This is a genomic window from Amycolatopsis sp. NPDC006125, assembly GCF_040614195.1.
In the GTDB taxonomy this organism is placed as follows: domain Bacteria; phylum Actinomycetota; class Actinomycetes; order Mycobacteriales; family Pseudonocardiaceae; genus Amycolatopsis_E; species Amycolatopsis_E tucumanensis.
In genome coordinates, this window is sequence record NZ_JBEXTZ010000003.1 from 145190 (window position 1) to 162124 (window position 16935).

22 protein-coding genes are annotated in these 16935 nt (G+C 71.2%); 13 read left to right on the top strand and 9 right to left on the bottom strand.

Features of this window, described 5'->3' with window-relative positions; translation table 11 throughout:
- Positions 1-3 precede the first annotated feature (3 nt).
- From ABZ193_RS03130 to ABZ193_RS03140, 3 genes are all read right to left on the bottom strand, one after another.
- Complete coding sequence (locus ABZ193_RS03130) at positions 4-900, bottom strand: hypothetical protein (RefSeq protein ID WP_354708675.1); 897 nt, start codon at positions 898-900, stop codon at positions 4-6.
- 2 nt (positions 901-902) lie between these two features.
- Complete coding sequence (locus ABZ193_RS03135) at positions 903-1397, bottom strand: SigE family RNA polymerase sigma factor (RefSeq protein ID WP_027935646.1); 495 nt, start codon at positions 1395-1397, stop codon at positions 903-905.
- 80 nt (positions 1398-1477) lie between these two features.
- Entirely contained in the window at positions 1478-2119 is a 642-nt protein-coding gene (locus ABZ193_RS03140; protein WP_354708676.1) for an NAD(P)H-dependent oxidoreductase, read from the bottom strand.
- An 86-nt stretch (positions 2120-2205) separates the two neighbouring features.
- Here ABZ193_RS03140 and ABZ193_RS03145 point away from each other — a divergent pair, with 86 nt between their 5' ends.
- Positions 2206-2676: a MarR family winged helix-turn-helix transcriptional regulator gene (locus ABZ193_RS03145; protein WP_354708677.1), complete on the top strand. Its 471-nt coding sequence runs from the start codon at positions 2206-2208 to the stop codon at positions 2674-2676.
- Positions 2677-2885: 209 nt separating this feature from the next.
- Here ABZ193_RS03145 and ABZ193_RS03150 read toward each other — a convergent pair whose 3' ends face one another.
- Together ABZ193_RS03150 and hemW are read right to left on the bottom strand one after the other, a co-directional pair.
- Positions 2886-3347, bottom strand: a complete 462-nt coding sequence (locus ABZ193_RS03150) for a GNAT family N-acetyltransferase (RefSeq protein WP_354708678.1) — start codon at positions 3345-3347, stop codon at positions 2886-2888.
- A gap of 135 nt (positions 3348-3482) precedes the next feature.
- The gene (gene hemW, locus ABZ193_RS03155) at positions 3483-4667 is read right to left on the bottom strand and encodes a radical SAM family heme chaperone HemW (protein ID WP_354708696.1); all 1185 of its coding nucleotides are present in this window, start codon (positions 4665-4667) and stop codon (positions 3483-3485) included.
- A 158-nt stretch (positions 4668-4825) separates the two neighbouring features.
- Between hemW and ABZ193_RS03160 the strand changes: the two genes are divergently transcribed.
- The 11 genes from ABZ193_RS03160 (at position 4826) to ABZ193_RS03210 (ending at position 14195) form a co-directional block, all read left to right on the top strand.
- On the top strand, positions 4826-4897 hold the full coding sequence (locus ABZ193_RS03160; RefSeq protein ID WP_354708697.1) for a putative leader peptide: 72 nt from the start codon (positions 4826-4828) through the stop codon (positions 4895-4897).
- A gap of 132 nt (positions 4898-5029) precedes the next feature.
- Positions 5030-6730 carry a nitrite/sulfite reductase gene (locus ABZ193_RS03165; RefSeq protein ID WP_354708679.1) on the top strand — a complete coding sequence of 567 codons (1701 nt, stop codon included), beginning with the start codon at positions 5030-5032 and terminating at the stop codon, positions 6728-6730.
- Positions 6727-6885, top strand: coding sequence for an Insertion element protein (locus ABZ193_RS03170; RefSeq protein WP_354708681.1), 159 nt, complete (start codon positions 6727-6729; stop codon positions 6883-6885). The genes ABZ193_RS03165 and ABZ193_RS03170 overlap by 4 nt, the downstream gene beginning before the upstream one ends.
- A complete protein-coding gene (locus ABZ193_RS03175) occupies positions 6882-7586 on the top strand; it encodes a phosphoadenylyl-sulfate reductase (RefSeq protein ID WP_020416571.1) in 705 nt (234 codons plus the stop codon). The genes ABZ193_RS03170 and ABZ193_RS03175 overlap by 4 nt, the downstream gene beginning before the upstream one ends.
- Positions 7587-7596: 10 nt before the next feature.
- Complete coding sequence (cysD, locus tag ABZ193_RS03180) at positions 7597-8511, top strand: sulfate adenylyltransferase subunit CysD (protein WP_354708683.1); 915 nt, start codon at positions 7597-7599, stop codon at positions 8509-8511.
- Complete coding sequence (locus ABZ193_RS03185; RefSeq protein WP_020416569.1) at positions 8511-9812, top strand: GTP-binding protein; 1302 nt, start codon at positions 8511-8513, stop codon at positions 9810-9812. Before cysD ends, ABZ193_RS03185 begins: the two co-directional genes overlap by 1 nt.
- A gap of 81 nt (positions 9813-9893) precedes the next feature.
- Complete coding sequence (locus ABZ193_RS03190; protein ID WP_237337378.1) at positions 9894-10898, top strand: ABC transporter substrate-binding protein; 1005 nt, start codon at positions 9894-9896, stop codon at positions 10896-10898.
- A gap of 10 nt (positions 10899-10908) precedes the next feature.
- Complete coding sequence (locus ABZ193_RS03195; protein ID WP_020416567.1) at positions 10909-11709, top strand: ABC transporter ATP-binding protein; 801 nt, start codon at positions 10909-10911, stop codon at positions 11707-11709.
- Complete coding sequence (locus ABZ193_RS03200; RefSeq protein ID WP_020416566.1) at positions 11696-12583, top strand: ABC transporter permease; 888 nt, start codon at positions 11696-11698, stop codon at positions 12581-12583. The genes ABZ193_RS03195 and ABZ193_RS03200 overlap by 14 nt, the downstream gene beginning before the upstream one ends.
- The gene (locus tag ABZ193_RS03205; RefSeq protein ID WP_354708685.1) at positions 12580-13299 is read left to right on the top strand and encodes a CbiX/SirB N-terminal domain-containing protein; all 720 of its coding nucleotides are present in this window, start codon (positions 12580-12582) and stop codon (positions 13297-13299) included. The genes ABZ193_RS03200 and ABZ193_RS03205 overlap by 4 nt, the downstream gene beginning before the upstream one ends.
- Positions 13300-13316: 17 nt before the next feature.
- Positions 13317-14195: a TIGR03854 family LLM class F420-dependent oxidoreductase gene (locus tag ABZ193_RS03210; protein WP_354708686.1), complete on the top strand. Its 879-nt coding sequence runs from the start codon at positions 13317-13319 to the stop codon at positions 14193-14195.
- A gap of 3 nt (positions 14196-14198) precedes the next feature.
- On the opposite strand, the gene ABZ193_RS03215 is transcribed toward ABZ193_RS03210, so the two are convergent.
- The gene (locus tag ABZ193_RS03215; protein WP_354708687.1) at positions 14199-14717 is read right to left on the bottom strand and encodes a DUF3558 domain-containing protein; all 519 of its coding nucleotides are present in this window, start codon (positions 14715-14717) and stop codon (positions 14199-14201) included.
- Entirely contained in the window at positions 14714-15160 is a 447-nt protein-coding gene (locus ABZ193_RS03220; RefSeq protein WP_237337337.1) for a hypothetical protein, read from the bottom strand. The genes ABZ193_RS03215 and ABZ193_RS03220 overlap by 4 nt, the downstream gene beginning before the upstream one ends.
- Before the next feature lie 134 nt (positions 15161-15294).
- Here ABZ193_RS03220 and ABZ193_RS03225 point away from each other — a divergent pair, with 134 nt between their 5' ends.
- Entirely contained in the window at positions 15295-16068 is a 774-nt protein-coding gene (locus tag ABZ193_RS03225; protein ID WP_027935640.1) for an enoyl-CoA hydratase-related protein, read from the top strand.
- Here the strand turns inward: ABZ193_RS03225 and ABZ193_RS03230 are convergent.
- Both ABZ193_RS03230 and ABZ193_RS03235 read right to left on the bottom strand, forming a co-directional pair.
- Complete coding sequence (locus ABZ193_RS03230; protein ID WP_017981182.1) at positions 16065-16421, bottom strand: barstar family protein; 357 nt, start codon at positions 16419-16421, stop codon at positions 16065-16067. The genes ABZ193_RS03225 and ABZ193_RS03230 overlap by 4 nt on opposite strands.
- Before the next feature lie 10 nt (positions 16422-16431).
- Positions 16432-16815, bottom strand: coding sequence for a ribonuclease domain-containing protein (locus ABZ193_RS03235; protein ID WP_027935639.1), 384 nt, complete (start codon positions 16813-16815; stop codon positions 16432-16434).
- Positions 16816-16935 lie beyond the last annotated feature (120 nt).

Genomic DNA, 16935 nt, shown 5'->3' on the forward strand with positions numbered 1-16935 from the left:
GTGTCAGCCGGCGACCGCGGACGCCGCGATCGCCTCCACCACCGCCTGCTGCCCCTGCTCGGTGTCGACCATCAGAACCTTGCCGCCGTCGAGGATGCGGCGCACCGTCTTGACCCCCACCATCGGGGCAGGCACATCGGTCGTCGTCGTGGCCCTGGTCGTGGTGGGAGGCACGGGGCCGTTCACGGAGACGTTGTAGCACCGCCCGTCCGACCGGGCCGGAGACTGCGCCGGCACCTCGGGCGGGCACAGCGTCAGGTACTCGTACCGCGCGTCACCGCTCCACTGGCGGACGGTCAGCCCGGCCGGCGCGCGCAGGCTGCGCAGCATCGAGTGCACCGGCGTCGGCACGAGGCGGACCGACCGCGCGATCTGCAGCATGTTGATGTCCGGGATCTGCCAGGTCTTGGTCAGCACCGAGACCACCCGGTCCGGCGCGATGCGGACCTTCGCCTGTGTCCCCCCGCCGGCCAGATCCGTCACGATGCCCGACTCCCCGACGTCGGCGTCCGGGAAGTCGCCGACGCTGATCTCCAGGTAGTTGCCGTAGTAGCCGTTGTACCGGCCGCTCGCGGCGCTGCCGGAGACGGTCCAGCTGCTCAGCTCGAACCCGGACGGCAGCTCGCCGACCGTGAACGGCAACGCGGGCGCGGGCACCGGGAGGTCGGTCGCCCCCGCGGCGGCCTCGATCGACTCGGGTTCGTTCGAGGGGCGCAGCACGGTCATCCCGGCGCCGACCCCGGCGATCACCACCGCCACCGCGGCCGCCGCGCCGGCGATCCGCCGCTGGGCGCGCCTGCGCCGGATCCGGCCGTGCGCCCCGGCGAGCACCGCGTCCGGATCAGGAGCGAGCGCCTCCCGGGTCTTCAGCGCTTCCCGCAGATTCCGCATTTCGGACATGGTCAGGCCACCTCCATCTCGGCGCCCAGGCGGACCCGCAGCACGGACAGGCCGCGGGAGATGTGACTGCGCACGGTACCCACCGCGCAGCCGAGTACCGACGCGATCTCGTCGTCGTCGCGGTCCTCGTAGAACCGGAGCACGATGGCGGCCTGCTGCGACCGGCTCAGCCCCGACAGCAGTTCCTTCAGCTGCGCGCCGTCGGCGATCCGGCCGGCCGGGTCGGCGGTGTGCGGCTCGCGGAACCACGTCGGGTCCGCGACCGACCGCACCGCGCGCTGGTACCAGCGGCGCCGCCACGACAGGTGCCCGTTGACGACCATCTTCCGCAGGTACAGGTCGGGCCGGTCGGTCTCGGCGACCCGGGCCCACTTCTCGTGGGCCCGCACCAGCGCCTCCTGCACGAGGTCCTGGGCCAGGTCCGGATCCCCGGTCAGGACCGCCGCGAACCGCACCAGCCCCGGCAGCTGCTCGCGGGCGAAATCGTCGAAGTGCACGAAGAGCAGATGCTCGCACCACGGGTGGCGGTTGCAGCCGGACCGCACTTTTCCCGGAAAGTGCGGTCCGGGTCACACGATCAGGCCGCGGCGGGCACCCACAGGGCGTCGATCTCCTTCTCCGCCGTGGCGAGGCTCTGCTCGAACAGCGGGATCAGGTCGGCCATGGCCGGGTTCTGCGGCGCGAGGGTCAGCTCGGCGGTGATCACGCGCGGTTCGAGACCGGTCAGGGACAGCCCGTGCGGCAGCCACGGCTCGGCGTGGTCCCAGCCCTCGCGCGGGGTGCCCGGGCCGTAGCCGCCGCCGCGGCTGGCCAGCACGATGAGCTCGCGGTCGCCGAGCAGCCCCCGCGCGGTCTCCGGGTCGAACGCCAGGCCGGGGACGATCAGGTGGTCGACCCACGCCTTCACCTCGCTCGGCGGGCCGTAGTTGTACAGCGGCAGGCCCAGCAGCACGGTGTCGGCCGCCTTGATCTCGCCGATCAGCTCCTGCATGCGCGCCCAGGCCGAGGCCTGGGCTTCGGTGTGCTGCGCCGGCGGCACCATGCGGGCCGTGTTGCCTGCTTCGCCGAGGTGCGGAACCGGGTTCCGGGCGAGGTCCCGGTAGGTGACGGTGCCCTCGGGGTGCGCGGCGCGCCAGGCCTCCGCCGCACGAGCGGTCAGCCTGCGGCTGACGGACTCCTCGCCGCGGATGCTCGAGTCGATGTGCAGTAGGTGTGCCATGGGTGGTTTGCCCTTCAATATTGATTGGTGTTACGCAAACTATCTATAGCACACAGATAGCCGCTTCGGTTGGGTAAAGTGACGAGGTGGCCTCCCTGCCGGTTGTGAACCAGCCCGCGCACCGGGTCGGCGCGTTGATCGACCACCTGGCGCGCCGGCTGCGGCTGCGCTCGGAAACCGTGCTGGAACCGCTGGGCCTGCGGCCGCGGCACCTGCTGGCCCTGACCCTGGTGCGCGACCGGGACGGGATCTCGCAGCAGACGCTGGCGAGCACGCTGGAGATGGACGGGACGAACGTCGTCGGCCTGCTCAACGACCTGGAGCGGGAGCAGCTGGTCGAGCGGCGGCGGTCGCCGGAGGACCGCAGGCGGCACACGGTCTCGCTGACGGAGGCCGGGGCGAAGACGCTGGCCAAGGCGGAGTTCGCGCTGGCCGCCGTGGAGGACGAAGTGTTCTGCGCACTCGACGGAGACCAGCGCGAGACCCTGTACCGGCTGCTGCAGACCGCGAGCAACGGCGAGCAGTCCATCTGCACCGAGACCATCCCCGACTGCTGACACCTGGCCAAGGTCTGAGCGGGCGTAGCCGGAAGCCCGGCGCGCGTGACGGGCTCCGCCCGCGACCATCGGCGGGTGATCGACCGCGGGTCGTGGCGCTCGCGACACTGCTCCGGCGGCAACCGCTCACGACAGCGTGCTGACCATCGTGACGATCGTCGTCCTCCAGTTGCCGACCCACCTGCGCAGCCTGTTCGGCCGCGCGGTCGCTACGACCGGCTGAAGCGGAGCACCTCACCCTCGTCGGCGACGAGCGTGAAGCCGGCCGCTTCCAGCACCCGCACCGAAGCCGGGTTGGCGCGCTCCACCTGGGCCGACACGCTCCGCACCTCGGGCGAGGTGAGCGCGAACCCGGTCAGCGCGACCGTGGCCTCCGCGGCGTACCGCCGTCCGCGGCGGCTCGGCACGATGCCGTAGCCGATCTCCACGACGCCGTCCTCGGGCGGCCAGAACAGTCCGATCGAACCCACGACGAGCCGGGTGGCGCGCTCGACGACCAGGTGGTGCCCGAACGCGGCGAGCCAGTCCGGGCGCTCGGCGAGCAGCCCGGCGATCACGACGTCGCCCTCGGCGGGGAAATCGCCAGCCCAGTCCGGGCGGCGATCACCGGCTCGGACGGCGGCGGCCTCCGCCCCGGTCCACGGGCGCAGCAGAAGACGATCAGTGGTCAAGAACAAGGAGAACTCCTGGTGAGAGAAAACGGGCAGGCGAAGGACGGCCGCTGACAGCCATATTCCTCGACCTCCCGAAGTCACCAGGTGCCGCGAAAGCTAGCAGCGCCGGGATGATCTCCGCGAGCGAAATATTCAGGGAGCGAGCCGCCGCACGAGCCCGTCGGCCAGCAGGCGCCCCCGGAAGGTCAGCACGCACCGCTGCTTCCCGGCGAACGCGGCGGCGTCCAGCAGCCCCTCGGCGACCGCGGCCTCGGCCTCCCGCGCCCCGTCGGCGGTCAGCGCGGACACCGGCAACCCCTCGGCGAGCCGCAGCTCCAGCATGATCCGCTCGAAGGCCTGCTCCTCGGGCGTGAGCACTTCGCGATCGGCCTCGGCCGAACCGCCGGAAGCCAGCGCCGCGGCGTAGCGCGCCGGGTGCTTCACGTTCCACCACCGCACCCCGCCAACGTGGCTGTGCGCCCCCGGCCCCGCGCCCCACCAGTCGCCGCCGCGCCAGTAACCCAGGTTGTGCCGGCACGCGGCCGCCTCCGAGGCCGCCCAGTTCGACACCTCGTACCAGCCCAGCCCGGCCGCCGACAGCACCGAGTCGATCAGCTCGTAGTCCGCCGCCAGCACGTCCTCGTCCGGCGCGGGCAGCTCACCGCGCCGCACCCGCCGGGCCAGTGCGGTGCCGTCCTCGACGATCAGCGAGTACGCCGACACGTGGTCGACCCCGGCCTCCAGCACGGCGTCGAGCGAGGCACGCAGATCCGCGGTCCGCTCTCCCGGCGTGCCGTAGATGACGTCGAGGTTCACGTGCTCGAACCCCGCGGCCCTCGCCTCCTGCGCGGCGGCCACCGGGCGGCCCGGCGTGTGCGTGCGGTCCAGGATCTTCAGCACGTGCGAGGCCGCCGACTGCATCCCCAGCGAGATCCGCGTGTACCCGGCCTCGCGAAGCCCGGAAAAGAACTCCGGTGACGTCGACTCCGGGTTGGACTCCGTGGTCACCTCGGCCCCGGGCGCCAGCCCGAAGGAGTCGCGCACCGCGTCGAGCACGTCGGCCAGCCCCGAAGCGCCCAGCAGCGACGGGGTGCCGCCGCCGACGAACACCGTCTCGGCCGCCGGCGCGTTGCCCAGCGCACGCGCGCCCAGGTCCAGCTCGCGCCGCAACCCCTCCAGCCACGACTCGGGCGACGCGCTCGTGCCCAGCTCACCGGCGGTGTAGGTGTTGAAGTCGCAGTAGCCGCAGCGCGTCGCGCAGAAGGGCACGTGCACGTACACGCCGAAGGGCCGCGTCCCGAGCCCGGCCAGCGCGTGCTCCGGCAGTGCGAACGCCACCGGGGCGGAAGTATCACTCACGCTTCCCAGTGTCCCTGATCCAACTCGCGCGCCAGTCTGCCGGAGATTTTTTCAGCGTGATGCGTATCCCAGCATGCGGAGCGGGCTGGACCACATCGTGAGCAGCGTGGCACGCTGATCCCGTGACTTATGCCGGAGTGCTCCTCGTGGTGCGTCGCCACGTCGACTTCCGGCGTGTCGCCAGCGCCCTGTGCCGCGAAACGAACTGACGCCGCCACCGCCACCCAGCTAGGACCAGCGGGCGCCGTCACGCCGCGGACTGCCAAACCCCCACCACGGGCTTTGACCAGGGCATTTCCGTGCGCGCGGCGCCTTCGCGAGAGCCCCGGAAGGACTCGAACATGGCTTCGCCGACGCGCGACAACCCTGCCGCCGCCCGAACCCCGCGCGCCCGGCAGCGTCGTGGTGAGGGCCAGTGGGCCCTCGGCTACCGGGAGCCGCTGAACCCGAACGAGCGCTCGAAGAAGGACGACCACCCGCTCAACGTTCGATCGCGGATCGAAAACATCTACGCGCGTGGCGGCTTCGACTCGATCGATCCGGGCGACCTCCGTGGCCGGTTCCGCTGGTACGGCCTCTACACCCAGCGCAAGCCCGGGATCGACGGCGGCCGCACCGCGACGCTGGAGCCGGAGGAGCTGGACGACGAGTACTTCATGCTCCGCGTCCGCATCGACGGTGGCGCGCTGACCACCGAGCAGCTAGCGGTCATCGGCGAGATCTCGCAGACCTACGCGCGCGACAGCGCGGACATCACCGACCGGCAGAACGTCCAGTACCACTGGATCCGGATCGAGGACATGCCGACGATCTGGGAGAAGCTGGAGGGCGCCGGCCTGACCACCATGACCGCGTGCGGCGACAGCCCGCGCGTCATGCTCGGCTCCCCGGTCGCGGGGATCGCCGAGGACGAGATCATCGACGGCACCCCGGCGCTCGACGAGATCAAGCGCCGCTACCTGGGCAAGCCGGAGTACGCGAACCTGCCGCGCAAGTTCAAGACCGCGGTGTCCGGGTTGCCGGACGTGGCCCACGAGATCCACGACGTCGCGTTCGTCGGCGTGCGCCACCCCGAGCACGGCCCCGGCTTCGACGTGCAGGTCGGCGGCGGCCTGTCCACCAACCCGATGATCGCCCAGCGCCTGGGCGCCTGGGTGCCGCTCGACGAGGTGCCCGAGGTCTGGGAAGGCGTCATCAGCATCTTCCGCGACTACGGCTACCGCCGCCTGCGCTCGCGCGCGCGGCTGAAGTTCCTGGTCAAGGACTGGGGAGCGGAAAAGTTCCGCCAGGTGCTGGAGGACGAGTACCTGAAGCGCAAGCTGATCGACGGCCCCGCGCCGGAGGCGCCCGCCGTGCAGCACGACCACGTCGGCGTGCACCGGCAGAAGGACGGCAAGTTCTACGTCGGCGCCGCGCCGATCGGTGGCCGGGTGTCCGGCTCGACGCTGATCAAGGTCGCGAAGGCCGCCGAGCGCGCCGGCTCGAACCGGGTGCGGCTCACCCCGCTGCAGAAGCTGCTGGTGCTCGACGTCGCCGAGGAGGACGTGCCCGGCCTGCAGGCGGAGCTGGCCGAGCTGGGCCTGCCCACCGACCCGAGCCCGTGGCGGCGCGGCGTGATGGCCTGCACCGGCATCGAGTTCTGCAAGCTCGCGATCGTCGAGACCAAGCAGCGCGCCAAGGACCTGGTGACCGCGCTCGAGGAGCGGCTGGGCGACATCCAGGACCAGGTGGAGAACCCGGTCACGGTGCACATCAATGGCTGCCCGAACTCGTGCGCCCGCATCCAGACCGCGGACATCGGCCTCAAGGGCCAGATCGTGACCGACGACGACGGCAACCAGGTCGAGGGCTTCCAGGTGCACCTGGGCGGCGGACTGGGCCTGGATGCCGGGTTCGGCCGGAAGTTGCGCGGCCACAAGGTGACCGGCGACGAGCTGATCGGCTACGTCGAGCGGGTCGTGCGCAACTACCTGGGCCAGCGGGAAGAGGGCGAGCGCTTCCCGCAGTGGGTGGCCCGGGCCGACGAGGCCGATCTCCGATGACGGCACAGGAACGCGCGACGCCGTTCCACTGCCCGTACTGCGGGGACGAAGACCTCCGTCCCGAAGAAGAGGGGGCGTGGCTTTGCGGCGCGTGCCGCCGCGTCTTCACCGTCAAGTTCATCGGGCTGCGCTTTCCGGAAGGAGCGAGCAAGTGACCACCGCGACGAGGACCGAAGAACTGAAGGCACTGGCGGAGAAGGCGTCCGCCGAACTGGCCGACGCGACCGCGCTGGAGGCCCTGCGCTGGACCGCGGAGACCTTCGGCGACGACTTCATCGTCGCCTCCAACATGCAGGACGCGGTGCTCATCGACCTCGCCACCAAGGTGAAGTCCGATGTGGACATCCTGTTCCTGGAGACCGGCTACCACTTCGCGGAGACGATCGGCACCAGGGACGCGGTCGCGACCGTGTACCCGGACGTGAAGATCGTCAACGCGGCCGCCGAGCAGACCGTGGCGCAGCAGGACGCCGAGTACGGCCCCAAGCTGCACGAGCGGGACCCGAACCTGTGCTGCCACCTGCGCAAGGTGGTGCCGCTGCGCAAGACGCTGTCGAACTACTCCGCGTGGGTCACCGGCGTGCGCCGCGTGGACGCCCCGACGCGGGCGAACACCCCGATCGTCACCTGGGACGACCGCAACGGCCTCGTCAAGGTCAACCCGATCGCGCCGTGGACCGACGACGAGTTCAACGCCTACATCGACGAGCACGGCATCCTGCAGAACCCGCTGGTCGGCGAGGGCTACCTGTCGATCGGCTGCGCGCCGTGCACCGCGAAGGTGGCGCCGGGCGCCGATCCGCGCAGCGGCCGCTGGGCAGGCAAGTCCAAGACCGAGTGCGGCCTGCACGCGTAGGGAGAGGGAAGTGACCACAGCCGCGACCGACGCCGCGACCGACAACCTGGCGGCACTGGAATCCGAAGCCATCCACATCTTCCGGGAGGTGGCCGGCGAGTTCGACCGGCCGGTGATCCTGTTCTCCGGCGGCAAGGACTCGACCCTGCTGCTGCACCTGGCGATCAAGGCGTTCTGGCCGGCGCCGGTGCCGTTCCCGCTGCTGCACGTGGACACCGGGCACAACTTCGACGAGGTCATCGCGTTCCGCGACCACGTCGTGGAGAAGTACGGCCTGCGGCTGATCGTCGCGAACGTGCAGGACTGGATCGACGACGGCCGCCTGACCGAGCGTCCCGACGGCACGCGCAATCCGCTGCAGACCCAGCCGCTGCTGGACACCATCTCCGAGCACAAGTTCGACGCGGTGTTCGGCGGCGGGCGCCGCGACGAGGAACGCGCGCGGGCCAAGGAGCGGATCTTCAGCCTGCGCAACGCGTTCGGCCAGTGGGACCCGCGACGGCAGCGTCCCGAATTGTGGAACCTGTACAACGGACGGCACCGTCCGGGGGAACATGTGCGGGTGTTCCCGCTCTCCAACTGGACCGAAGCCGATGTGTGGAACTACATCGCGCGCGAGAAGGTGGAGCTGCCCTCGATCTACTACGCCCACCAGCGCAAGGTCTACAAGCGCGACGGCATGTGGCTGACCGAGGGACCGTGGGGCGGTCCGCGTGACGGCGAAGAGGTGAAGGAGCTGACGGTGCGCTACCGCACGGTCGGTGACGGCTCCTGCACCGGCGCCGTGGAATCCACAGCGTCGACCGTCGAGGAAGTGATCGCCGAGGTGATGGCGAGCCGGCTCACCGAGCGCGGCGCCACCCGGGCCGACGACCGCCTGTCGGAGGCCGCCATGGAGGACCGCAAGCGGGAGGGGTACTTCTGATGAGCTCGTTGCTGCGGCTCGCCACAGCCGGGAGCGTCGACGACGGCAAGTCGACGCTCGTCGGCCGTCTGCTCTACGACACCAAGTCGGTGCTGGCCGACCAGCTGGACGCGGTCACCCGCGCCAGCGTCGACCGCGGTCTGTCCACTCCGGACCTGTCGCTGCTCGTCGACGGCCTGCGCTCGGAGCGTGAGCAGGGCATCACGATCGACGTGGCCTACCGCTACTTCGCGACCCCGAAGCGGTCGTTCGTGCTCGCCGACACCCCCGGCCACGTGCAGTACACCCGCAACACCGTCACCGGCGCCTCCACGGCGCAGCTGGCCGTGCTGCTGGTCGACGCGCGCAAGGGCGTCATCGAGCAGACCCGCCGCCACGCCGCGGTGCTCGCGCTGCTCGGCGTGCCGCGCCTGGTGCTCGCGGTGAACAAGATCGACCTGGTGGACTACGACGAGGAGACCTTCCGGGTCATCGCGAAGGAGTTCACCGACCACGCCACGTCGCTGGGTTACGCCGAAGGATCAGTGCTGGCGATCCCGGTGTCCGCACTGGTGGGTGACAACGTGGTGGAGCGCTCGGCGCACACCCCGTGGTACTCCGGCCCGACGCTGCTGGAGCACCTGGAGACCGTGCCGGTCGCGCCCGACCCGCACGACGCGCCGTTCCGCTTCCCGGTGCAGTACGTGATCCGGCCGCGCACGCCCGAGTACCCGGACTACCGCGGCTACGCGGGCCAGGTCGCGGCGGGCACGGTGCGCCCCGGCGACGAGGTCGTGGTGCTGCCCGCGGGCCTGCGCACGACGGTCGAGCGGATCGACACGCCGGACGGCGAGCTGGCCGAGGCGGCCGCGGGCCGCTCGGTGACGCTGGTGCTGGCCGACGACCTGGACATCGCGCGCGGTGACGTGATCGCGGCGGCGGGTTCGGCCCCGGTGGCGACCGACGAGCTGGACGCCACGCTGGCCTGGCTGTCGGAGAAACCGCTGCGGCCGGGCGCCCGCGTGCTGGTCAAGCACGGCGCGCGCACGGTGCAGGCGTTCGTCGACGAGCTGCTCTCCCGCTTCGACGAGCAGAAGCTGTCCACTGTGGACTACCCGGAGACGCTGCAGCTCAACGAGATCGGCCGCGCGAAGGTCCGCGTCGCGGAACCGCTGCCGGTCGACGAGTACGAGGTCAGCAGGCGCACCGGCGCCTTCCTGGTGATCGACCCGGCCGACGGCACCACGCTGGCGGCCGGGATGGTCGGTGCGCCGCTTCCCGTGCTGCGCAGCGACCGGGACGTGGTCTCCCCCGGCCCGTAACTCCCCATCCCCCAACCGAAAGGTCCGTCCGTGAAAACTCGTGTTCTGGCTCTGGCAGCAGTGGCGTTGTCCGCATTGGCAGTGGTGACCGGGTGTTCACGGGCGGACCGATCGGAGGACTCGGCGACGGCGACCGATCAGGGTCCGGCGGCCGAGGTGCGGCTCGGGTACTTCCCGAACGTCACGCACGCGTCGGCGCTGATCGGGCTGGACCAGAACCTGTTCGCGCAGCACCTCGGGAACACCAAGCTGGTGCCGACCAAGTTCAACGCCGGCCCCGAGGAGGTCAACGCCCTCCTCGGCGGTTCGCTGGACATCGGGTTCATCGGCTCCGGCCCGGCGATCAACGCCTACGCCCAGTCCGGCGGCGAGGCCGTGCGGCTGATCGCGGGCGCCACCTCGGGCGGCGCGCAGCTGGTCGTGCAGCCGTCGATCAACACGCCGCAGGACCTGCAGGGCAAGACCGTGGCGTCGCCGCAGCTGGGCAACACGCAGGACGTGTCGCTGAAGAAGTGGATCGCCGACCAGAAGCTCAGCGACGTCAAGGTCCAGAACATCGACAACGCGCTGACGCTCGACCAGTTCAAGTCCGGCGCGATCCAGGCCGCGTGGCTGCCCGAGCCGTGGGCGTCGCGGCTGGTGCTGGAGGCCGGCGCGAAGGTCCTGGTCGACGAGAAGGACCTGTGGCCGGGCGGGCAGTTCCCGACCACCGTGCTGATCGTGCGCACCCAGTTCCTCAAGGAACACCCGGCGACCGTCACCGCGATCCTGCAGGGCCTGCTCGACGCGAACACGCTCGCCGCGTCCGACCCGGCGAAGGCGAAGACCGCGGTGAACAACCAGCTGCAGCAGCTCACCGGCAAGGCGCTCGCGACCGCCACGCTGGACCGCGCCTGGCAGGGCATCCAGCTCACCACCGACCCGCTGGCCGGGCAGTTCCCGCAGCTGGCCCAGGACCAGGTGACCGCAGGGGTCAAGGACAAGGCCCCGGACGTCGCCGGGTTCGCCGACCTCACCCTGCTCAACACCGTGCTCGCCCAGGCCGGGAAGCCGGCCGTCAGCGCGTCCGGCCTGGACAAGAAGTAGGAGGCTGTTCATGACCGCCACGCTGGGACGCCCGCCGGTGGAGCCCGCGACCGGGCACGCCGTGCGGTTGTCCGGGGTGCACAAGAGCTTCGGGCAGGGTCGCGACGCCGTGACCGCGCTCGCCGGGGTCGACCTCGACGTCGCGCCGGGCGAGTTCGTCTGCCTGCTCGGCGCCTCGGGCTGCGGCAAGACCACCCTGCTGAACCTGATCGCGAACCTGGATCAGCCGAGCGCGGGTGAGATCGAGCTGACGACGTCCCGGCCGGCGGTCATGTTCCAGGAGGCGGCGCTCATGCCGTGGCTGACCGCCGCGGCGAACGTCGAGCTGCCGCTGAAGCTGGCCGGCATGGGCCGCGCCGAGCGCAAGACCCGCACCGGCGAGCTGCTGGAGCTGGTGCGGCTGTCCGGCGCGGGCGCCAAGCGCCCGCACGAACTGTCCGGCGGCATGCGCCAGCGCGTGGCACTGGCCCGCGCGCTGGCGTCGGCCACCCACACCGAGGACGGCGAGGAGCGGCCGTCGCTGCTGCTGATGGACGAGCCGTTCTCCGCGCTCGACGCCATCACGCGCGACGTGCTGCAGGCCGAGCTGCTGCGCATCTGGGAAGCGACCGGCACCGCGGTGGTGTTCGTGACCCACGACGTGCGCGAAGCGGTGCGGCTCGGGCAGCGGGTGGTGCTGCTGTCGTCGCGGCCGGGCAAGGTCGTGCAGCAGTGGCGCGTCGACGGGCTGGCCGGGCAGGACGAGGTGAACGCGGTGGACGTGATCAACCGCCGCCTGCGTGAGGTGATCAGCAGCCATGCCGCCGCTTGAGGGCTCGACCGCCGAACCGGACGCCGCGGCGGTCGAAGCGGGTCTGGACGCGCTCGACACGCCGGTCCAGCCTGCCGCGAAGAAGGGCGGCTGGGGCCGGTTCGTCCGGTCGGTGCTGCCGCCGGTGGTGTTCCTGGTCCTGGTGATCGCGGTCTGGCAGGCGTTGTGGGCGGCCGCGTTCTGGCCGGAGTACCAGCTGCCGGCGCCGCTCGCGGTGTGGGACGAGCTGTGGGGCCGGTTCACCAGCGGGGACGCGTTCGGGTTCGTGTGGACGTCGGTGCACCGCGCGGTGCTCGGGTTCCTCGTCGCCATCCTGATCGCGACGCCGCTCGGGTTGCTGGTCGCGAAGGTGAAGCTGGTGCGGGCCGGGATCGGGCCGTTCCTGTCCGGTCTGCAGAGCCTGCCGTCGGTGGCCTGGGTGCCTGCCGCGGTGCTGTGGTTCGGTGTCGAGCCGGCCGCGATGTACGTGGTGCTGCTGCTGGGCAGCGTGCCGTCGATCGCGAACGGCCTGGTGGCGGGCATCGACCAGATCCCGCCGATCCTGCCGCGTGTCGGCAAGGTGATGGGCGCGGGACGACTGGCGACGGCCCGGCACATCCTGCTGCCCGCGGCGCTGCCCGGGTACCTCGCCGGGTTGAAGCAGGGCTGGGCGTTCTCGTGGCGGTCGCTGATGGCGGCGGAGATCATCGCGACGTCGCCGCTGCTGGGCAAGGGCCTTGGCGCCTACCTCGACGACGGCCGGTTCCTCAACGACATGTCGACCGTGATCGCGGCGATCTTCCTGATCCTGCTGGTCGGCGTCGGCATCGAGCTGCTGGTGTTCCGGCCGCTGGAGCGGGCCGTGCTGCGGGCGCGCGGGCTGGGGTCGCTGTGATCCCGCTGGTCGCCGTCGCGCACGGGAGCCGGGACCCGCGGTCCGCGGCGACCGTGCGGGCGCTGGTGGACCGGGTCGCCGCGGCGGCGCCGGAACTGGACGTGCGGGTGTCGTTCCTGGACCTGTCCGAGCCGCTGGTGACGGACGTGCTGCGGGACCTGGTGCGCGCGGGCCACCGGGAGGCGGTCGTGGTGCCGTTGCTGCTGGGCAGTGCCTTCCACGCGCGGGTCGACCTGCCCGCGCTGGTGGCGGAGGTGCCCGCGCTGCGGGTGACGATCGCCGACGTGCTGGGCGCGGACCTGGAGCCGGTGGCGTTCGACCGGCTGGCCGCGGTGGCGGACGTGACCGATCCCGGGCTGGGCGTGGTGCTGGCCGCGGTGGGTTCGTCCCGCGCGGCGGCGAACGAGGCGGTCGCGGCGCTGGCCCGGCGGTGGCAGTCGCGGCACGGTTTCCGGGCGGTGGCGGCGTTCGCGAGCGCCGCGAAGCCGGACGTGCCCGCGGCGGTGGCGAAGTTGCGGGCGCGTGGGGCGTCGCGGATCGCGGTGGCGTCGTGGTTCCTCGCGCCCGGGTTGCTGCCCGATCGGATCGCCGCGCTGGCGCGGGAGGCCGAGCCGTCGGTGGCGCTGGCCGACTGCCTGGCCGGTGATCCGCGGGTGGCGTCGCTCGTGTTGGAGCGGTACGCCACCGCGTTGGCAGGTGCCGCCCGGTCGGCCTGACCCGTAACGTGGGTGGCGTGAAGATCCGGATCGGGGTTGGGCTGGGGGCTGAGACCTCGCCCGTGGAGTTGCCGGGGATCGTCGACCGGCTGGAGGCCGCCGGGGTCGACTCGGTGTGGTTTTCCGAGCAGGTGTACTCGGACGCGGTGGACCCGTTCGTCGGGATGGCGCACGCGCTGGCGCGGACTTCGTCGTTGAAGGCGGGCAGTTCGGTGGCGGTGCTGCCGGGACGGCACCCGGTGCTGGTGGCGAAGCAGATCGCGTCGCTGGCGGCGCTGGCGCCGAAGCGGGTGCTGCCGGTGTTCGGCCTGCGCCCGGCGCGCCGCAGCGAGTGGCCGCTGTTCGACGTCCCGGCCGGCGCGAGGGCCGCGGTGTTCGACGAGTCGCTGAGGTTGCTGCGGGCGGCGCTGGCCGGTGAGGGCGATTTCGCGGGCGAGTTCTGGAAGCTGGAGGACGTCTCGCTGGGCCCGCGGCTGGAGCGCCCGGTGGACATCTGGCTCGGCGGGAGTGCGCCCGCGGCGTACCGGCGAATCGGCGAGTACGCCGACGGATGGCTGGGAAGCTTCCTGTCCCCGGCGGAGGCGCGCCGGGCCCGCGAGGCCATCGAGACCGCCGCGGCCGCCGCGGGCCGCTCGATCGAGGCGGACCACTACGGGATGAGCCTGATGCTCGCCGAGGACGGCATCCCGGACGCCCTGGCCGCCACGGTGCGCTCCCGACGCCCGGACACCGACCCGGCGGACGTGATCGCCACGGACTGGGCGTCGCTGCACCGCCTGCTGGACGGCCACTTGGAAGCGGGCCTGACGAAGTTCGTGGTCTACCACCGGGGTGGGTCGCCGTTCGAGGCGTTCCTGGAGCGGTTCGTGGAAGAGCTGCTGCCGCGGCAGAACTGAGGTCTACTGGACCTTCGGGAGCAGGGGTTCGAGCTTCTCAGCGAGGGCGTGGGCGTCCACGCAAGCCTGCGGATCGCGAGGGCTAGTGACCAGTGCGACCTGCACCAAGGCGCGGGCGTGCTCCCCAACCTCGATGGCGATCGCGCACCCGCCGGTGGGAATGTCGGCCTGCAAGGCGTTCCGCCCGTTGACCGAAACCTCCATCACGGCGTCGTTCGTCTCGCGGTACTCGCGGAGTCCCTGCACGGGATCCAGGGCAAGCCCGTACGATCCGAACCGCGGCTTGAGAGCACCACACTCGTTGCGTCGACTCGTGTTTTCGCCGGGATTGAATCCTTCTCCCGCGACCAACTGGTCGAGAACCTGGCACGCGTTCAGCCCTGCGAACACGTCTGCGTTCGCAGTGGGGCTCACACCGGGCACGGGCGATGCTGTTCCCGCAACGGTGGTGGTGCAAGCGGCCATGGTTGCCGCCAGGCACGCACCTGCCACGGCATGAGGAATGCGAAGGTTGATGGTCACCGAAGTTCCTGATCCTTGAACGTATGCAGCGCCTGGACCGCTGCGTCGTCCGACGCGTCATACTTGCTGATCGCGATCTCGATAGCCTGGCCGAGGCTCGCGAGCATGTCCTGAGCCGCGAGGAACACCCGGACGAGCGACTGGTCATCCGAGTCCATCGCTGTGAGAAAGTGCGCCGATGCTCTTTTCGCGTATTCGTCGTTGCCGAACCTCGGCGCCTGCTGCAGCCGGTTGATCCGCAAGGTCAGGTCGCTCATCCGATCCTGCATCTGTGTGACCGCACGCCGCAGGTGCGATCCCGTCTCCTCGTCCACGGCCCAGCGGCCCGCTTTCGCGTCCGCCAGCATGCGCTTCGCGTCGGCGTGCATGGCGTTCAAGTGGCTTTCGCCACCGAACACGTCCGCCAACTGATCGGCGGATGAGGTCGAGCCCTCCTCAGCCATCACCAGCTCCTCCCCCCGTGAATCACTCGGTTGCACCGTAGCGTGCCCGCTGACGCGCTGTCACCGGATCGTCCCGATGCGCAGCCGCTCACAACCGCGCTCCCCCGCCGCTCCGCCCGAACTACAGTGAGCCCGTGACTGATGAACTGGTGCATTACTCAGTGGCGAGTGGTGTCGCGACGATCACCCTCGACTCGCCGCACAACCGGAACGCCCTGTCGGCCCAGCTGCGCCGCGAGTTGTCCGCCTCGCTGGCCAAGGCGAAGGACGACGACGCCGTCCGGGTGATCGTTCTCACCCACACCGGCAAGGTGTTCTGCGCGGGCATGGACCTGAAGGAAGCCCGCGGCGCCGGGGCGGGTGACCAGGGCGTCAACGAGTTCCCCCGCATCCTCGAGCAGATCTGGACGAGCCCGAAGCCGGTCGTCGCCAAGCTGTCCGGTCTCGCGCGCGCCGGCGGCGTGGGCATGGTCGCGGCCGCGGACCTCGTGGTCGCCGCCAAGGAGGTCACCTTCGCGTTCTCCGAGGTCCGCATCGGCGTCGTGCCCGCCGTCATCTCGCTCACCGTCCTGCCGCGCGTCAACCCGCGCGCCGCGCAGGAGCTGTTCCTCACCGGGGATGTGTTCGACGCCGAGCGCGCCGCCGAGATCGGCCTCATCAACAAGGCCGTCGACGCCGACCGGCTGGACGAGGCCACCGACGCCTACGTCCGCTCCCTCACACTGGGCGGCCCGGCCGCGCTCGCCGCGACCAAGGAACTGCTCGCCAGCCCGCGCCCGGCCACCCCGGCCGACGGCTTCCCGGACATGCTCAAGCTGTCCGCGCAGTTCTTCGCCAGCGAAGAGGGCCAGGAGGGCATCCGCGCGTTCGGCGAGAAGCGCAAGCCGAACTGGGTCCCGCAGGACTAGTCGTCGGTGAGGGCGACCGTCAGCCGGCGGCTGTCGGCGCGGTCGCCACCCGGCGCCAAGGCTCGCTCGGCGTCGGACAGGACGCTGCGGATCGCCAGGTAAGCCTTCGGGTCGGCGTCCTTGAGCAGGTCCGATCCGGCCCACACCAGGACGTGCTCGCCGTAGGGCAGCCACGACAAATCGGTCAGGCAGTCGTACAGCGCGTCCAGGTTGCGGCCGAACCAGTCCGGAAAGGACAAAGCGGACGCGATCGCGTCGAGGGCGGACATCTTGTCCGCGGGCCTGCTGCCGATGATGTGCGAGTAGGCGCCGCGCGCGCGGGCCTGCTCGACGATCGTCTGGGAAGAGGACATGGGGTTCTCGCTACTTCGACGGGTCGACCTGGACGAAGGAAGCGTAGTGATCACCGGTGTAGTACAGCTCGGTCTGCGCCCCGGTGATCAGCCGCCGGGCCCCGCGGTCCGCGCTGCCCGGCGTGGGCACCGTGTATTCCCGGTAGTAGCCGCTCTCCTTGACGGGGAGCCGCTTTTCCCGGTTCTCGAACACCGTTCCGTCGCTGCGGTACGGGAACGGCCCGCCGGCCTGGATGAGACGCCACGTCTGGCCCGCCTCGGCCGGCAGGCTGGACAACGCCGTGAGCCCACTCGCCGGCTCGGTCGATGTGGTGGTTTCGCGCACGATCCAGCCACCGAACACGAGCACGATGAGCCCGACGAGCGCGACGGTGATCCGCCTCCTGCTTGACACCAGCGACACCTTAGGACCGGCTCGAAACGTCCTCGTCGCGGCCCGGCCGCAACCACGCGGCCACCCGGTCGACGATCCGGTCGATCAGCCACGCGGCGCCGACGCACAGCGGCGCCAGCA

What these genes read in the sequence shown, in the direction of transcription:
- ABZ193_RS03130 (WP_354708675.1), bottom strand. Translation starts at nt 900, where the DNA reads ATGTCCGAAATGCGGAATCTGCGGGAAGCGCTGAAGACCCGGGAGGCG.
- ABZ193_RS03140 (WP_354708676.1), bottom strand. Translation starts at nt 2,119, where the DNA reads ATGGCACACCTACTGCACATCGACTCGAGCATCCGCGGCGAGGAGTCC.
- ABZ193_RS03165 (WP_354708679.1), top strand. Translation starts at nt 5,030, where the DNA reads ATGGCTTCGCCGACGCGCGACAACCCTGCCGCCGCCCGAACCCCGCGC.
- ABZ193_RS03170 (WP_354708681.1), top strand. Translation starts at nt 6,727, where the DNA reads ATGACGGCACAGGAACGCGCGACGCCGTTCCACTGCCCGTACTGCGGG.
- ABZ193_RS03185 (WP_020416569.1), top strand. Translation starts at nt 8,511, where the DNA reads ATGAGCTCGTTGCTGCGGCTCGCCACAGCCGGGAGCGTCGACGACGGC.
- ABZ193_RS03195 (WP_020416567.1), top strand. Translation starts at nt 10,909, where the DNA reads ATGACCGCCACGCTGGGACGCCCGCCGGTGGAGCCCGCGACCGGGCAC.
- ABZ193_RS03200 (WP_020416566.1), top strand. Translation starts at nt 11,696, where the DNA reads ATGCCGCCGCTTGAGGGCTCGACCGCCGAACCGGACGCCGCGGCGGTC.
- ABZ193_RS03220 (WP_237337337.1), bottom strand. Translation starts at nt 15,160, where the DNA reads ATGGCTGAGGAGGGCTCGACCTCATCCGCCGATCAGTTGGCGGACGTG.
- ABZ193_RS03230 (WP_017981182.1), bottom strand. Translation starts at nt 16,421, where the DNA reads ATGTCCTCTTCCCAGACGATCGTCGAGCAGGCCCGCGCGCGCGGCGCC.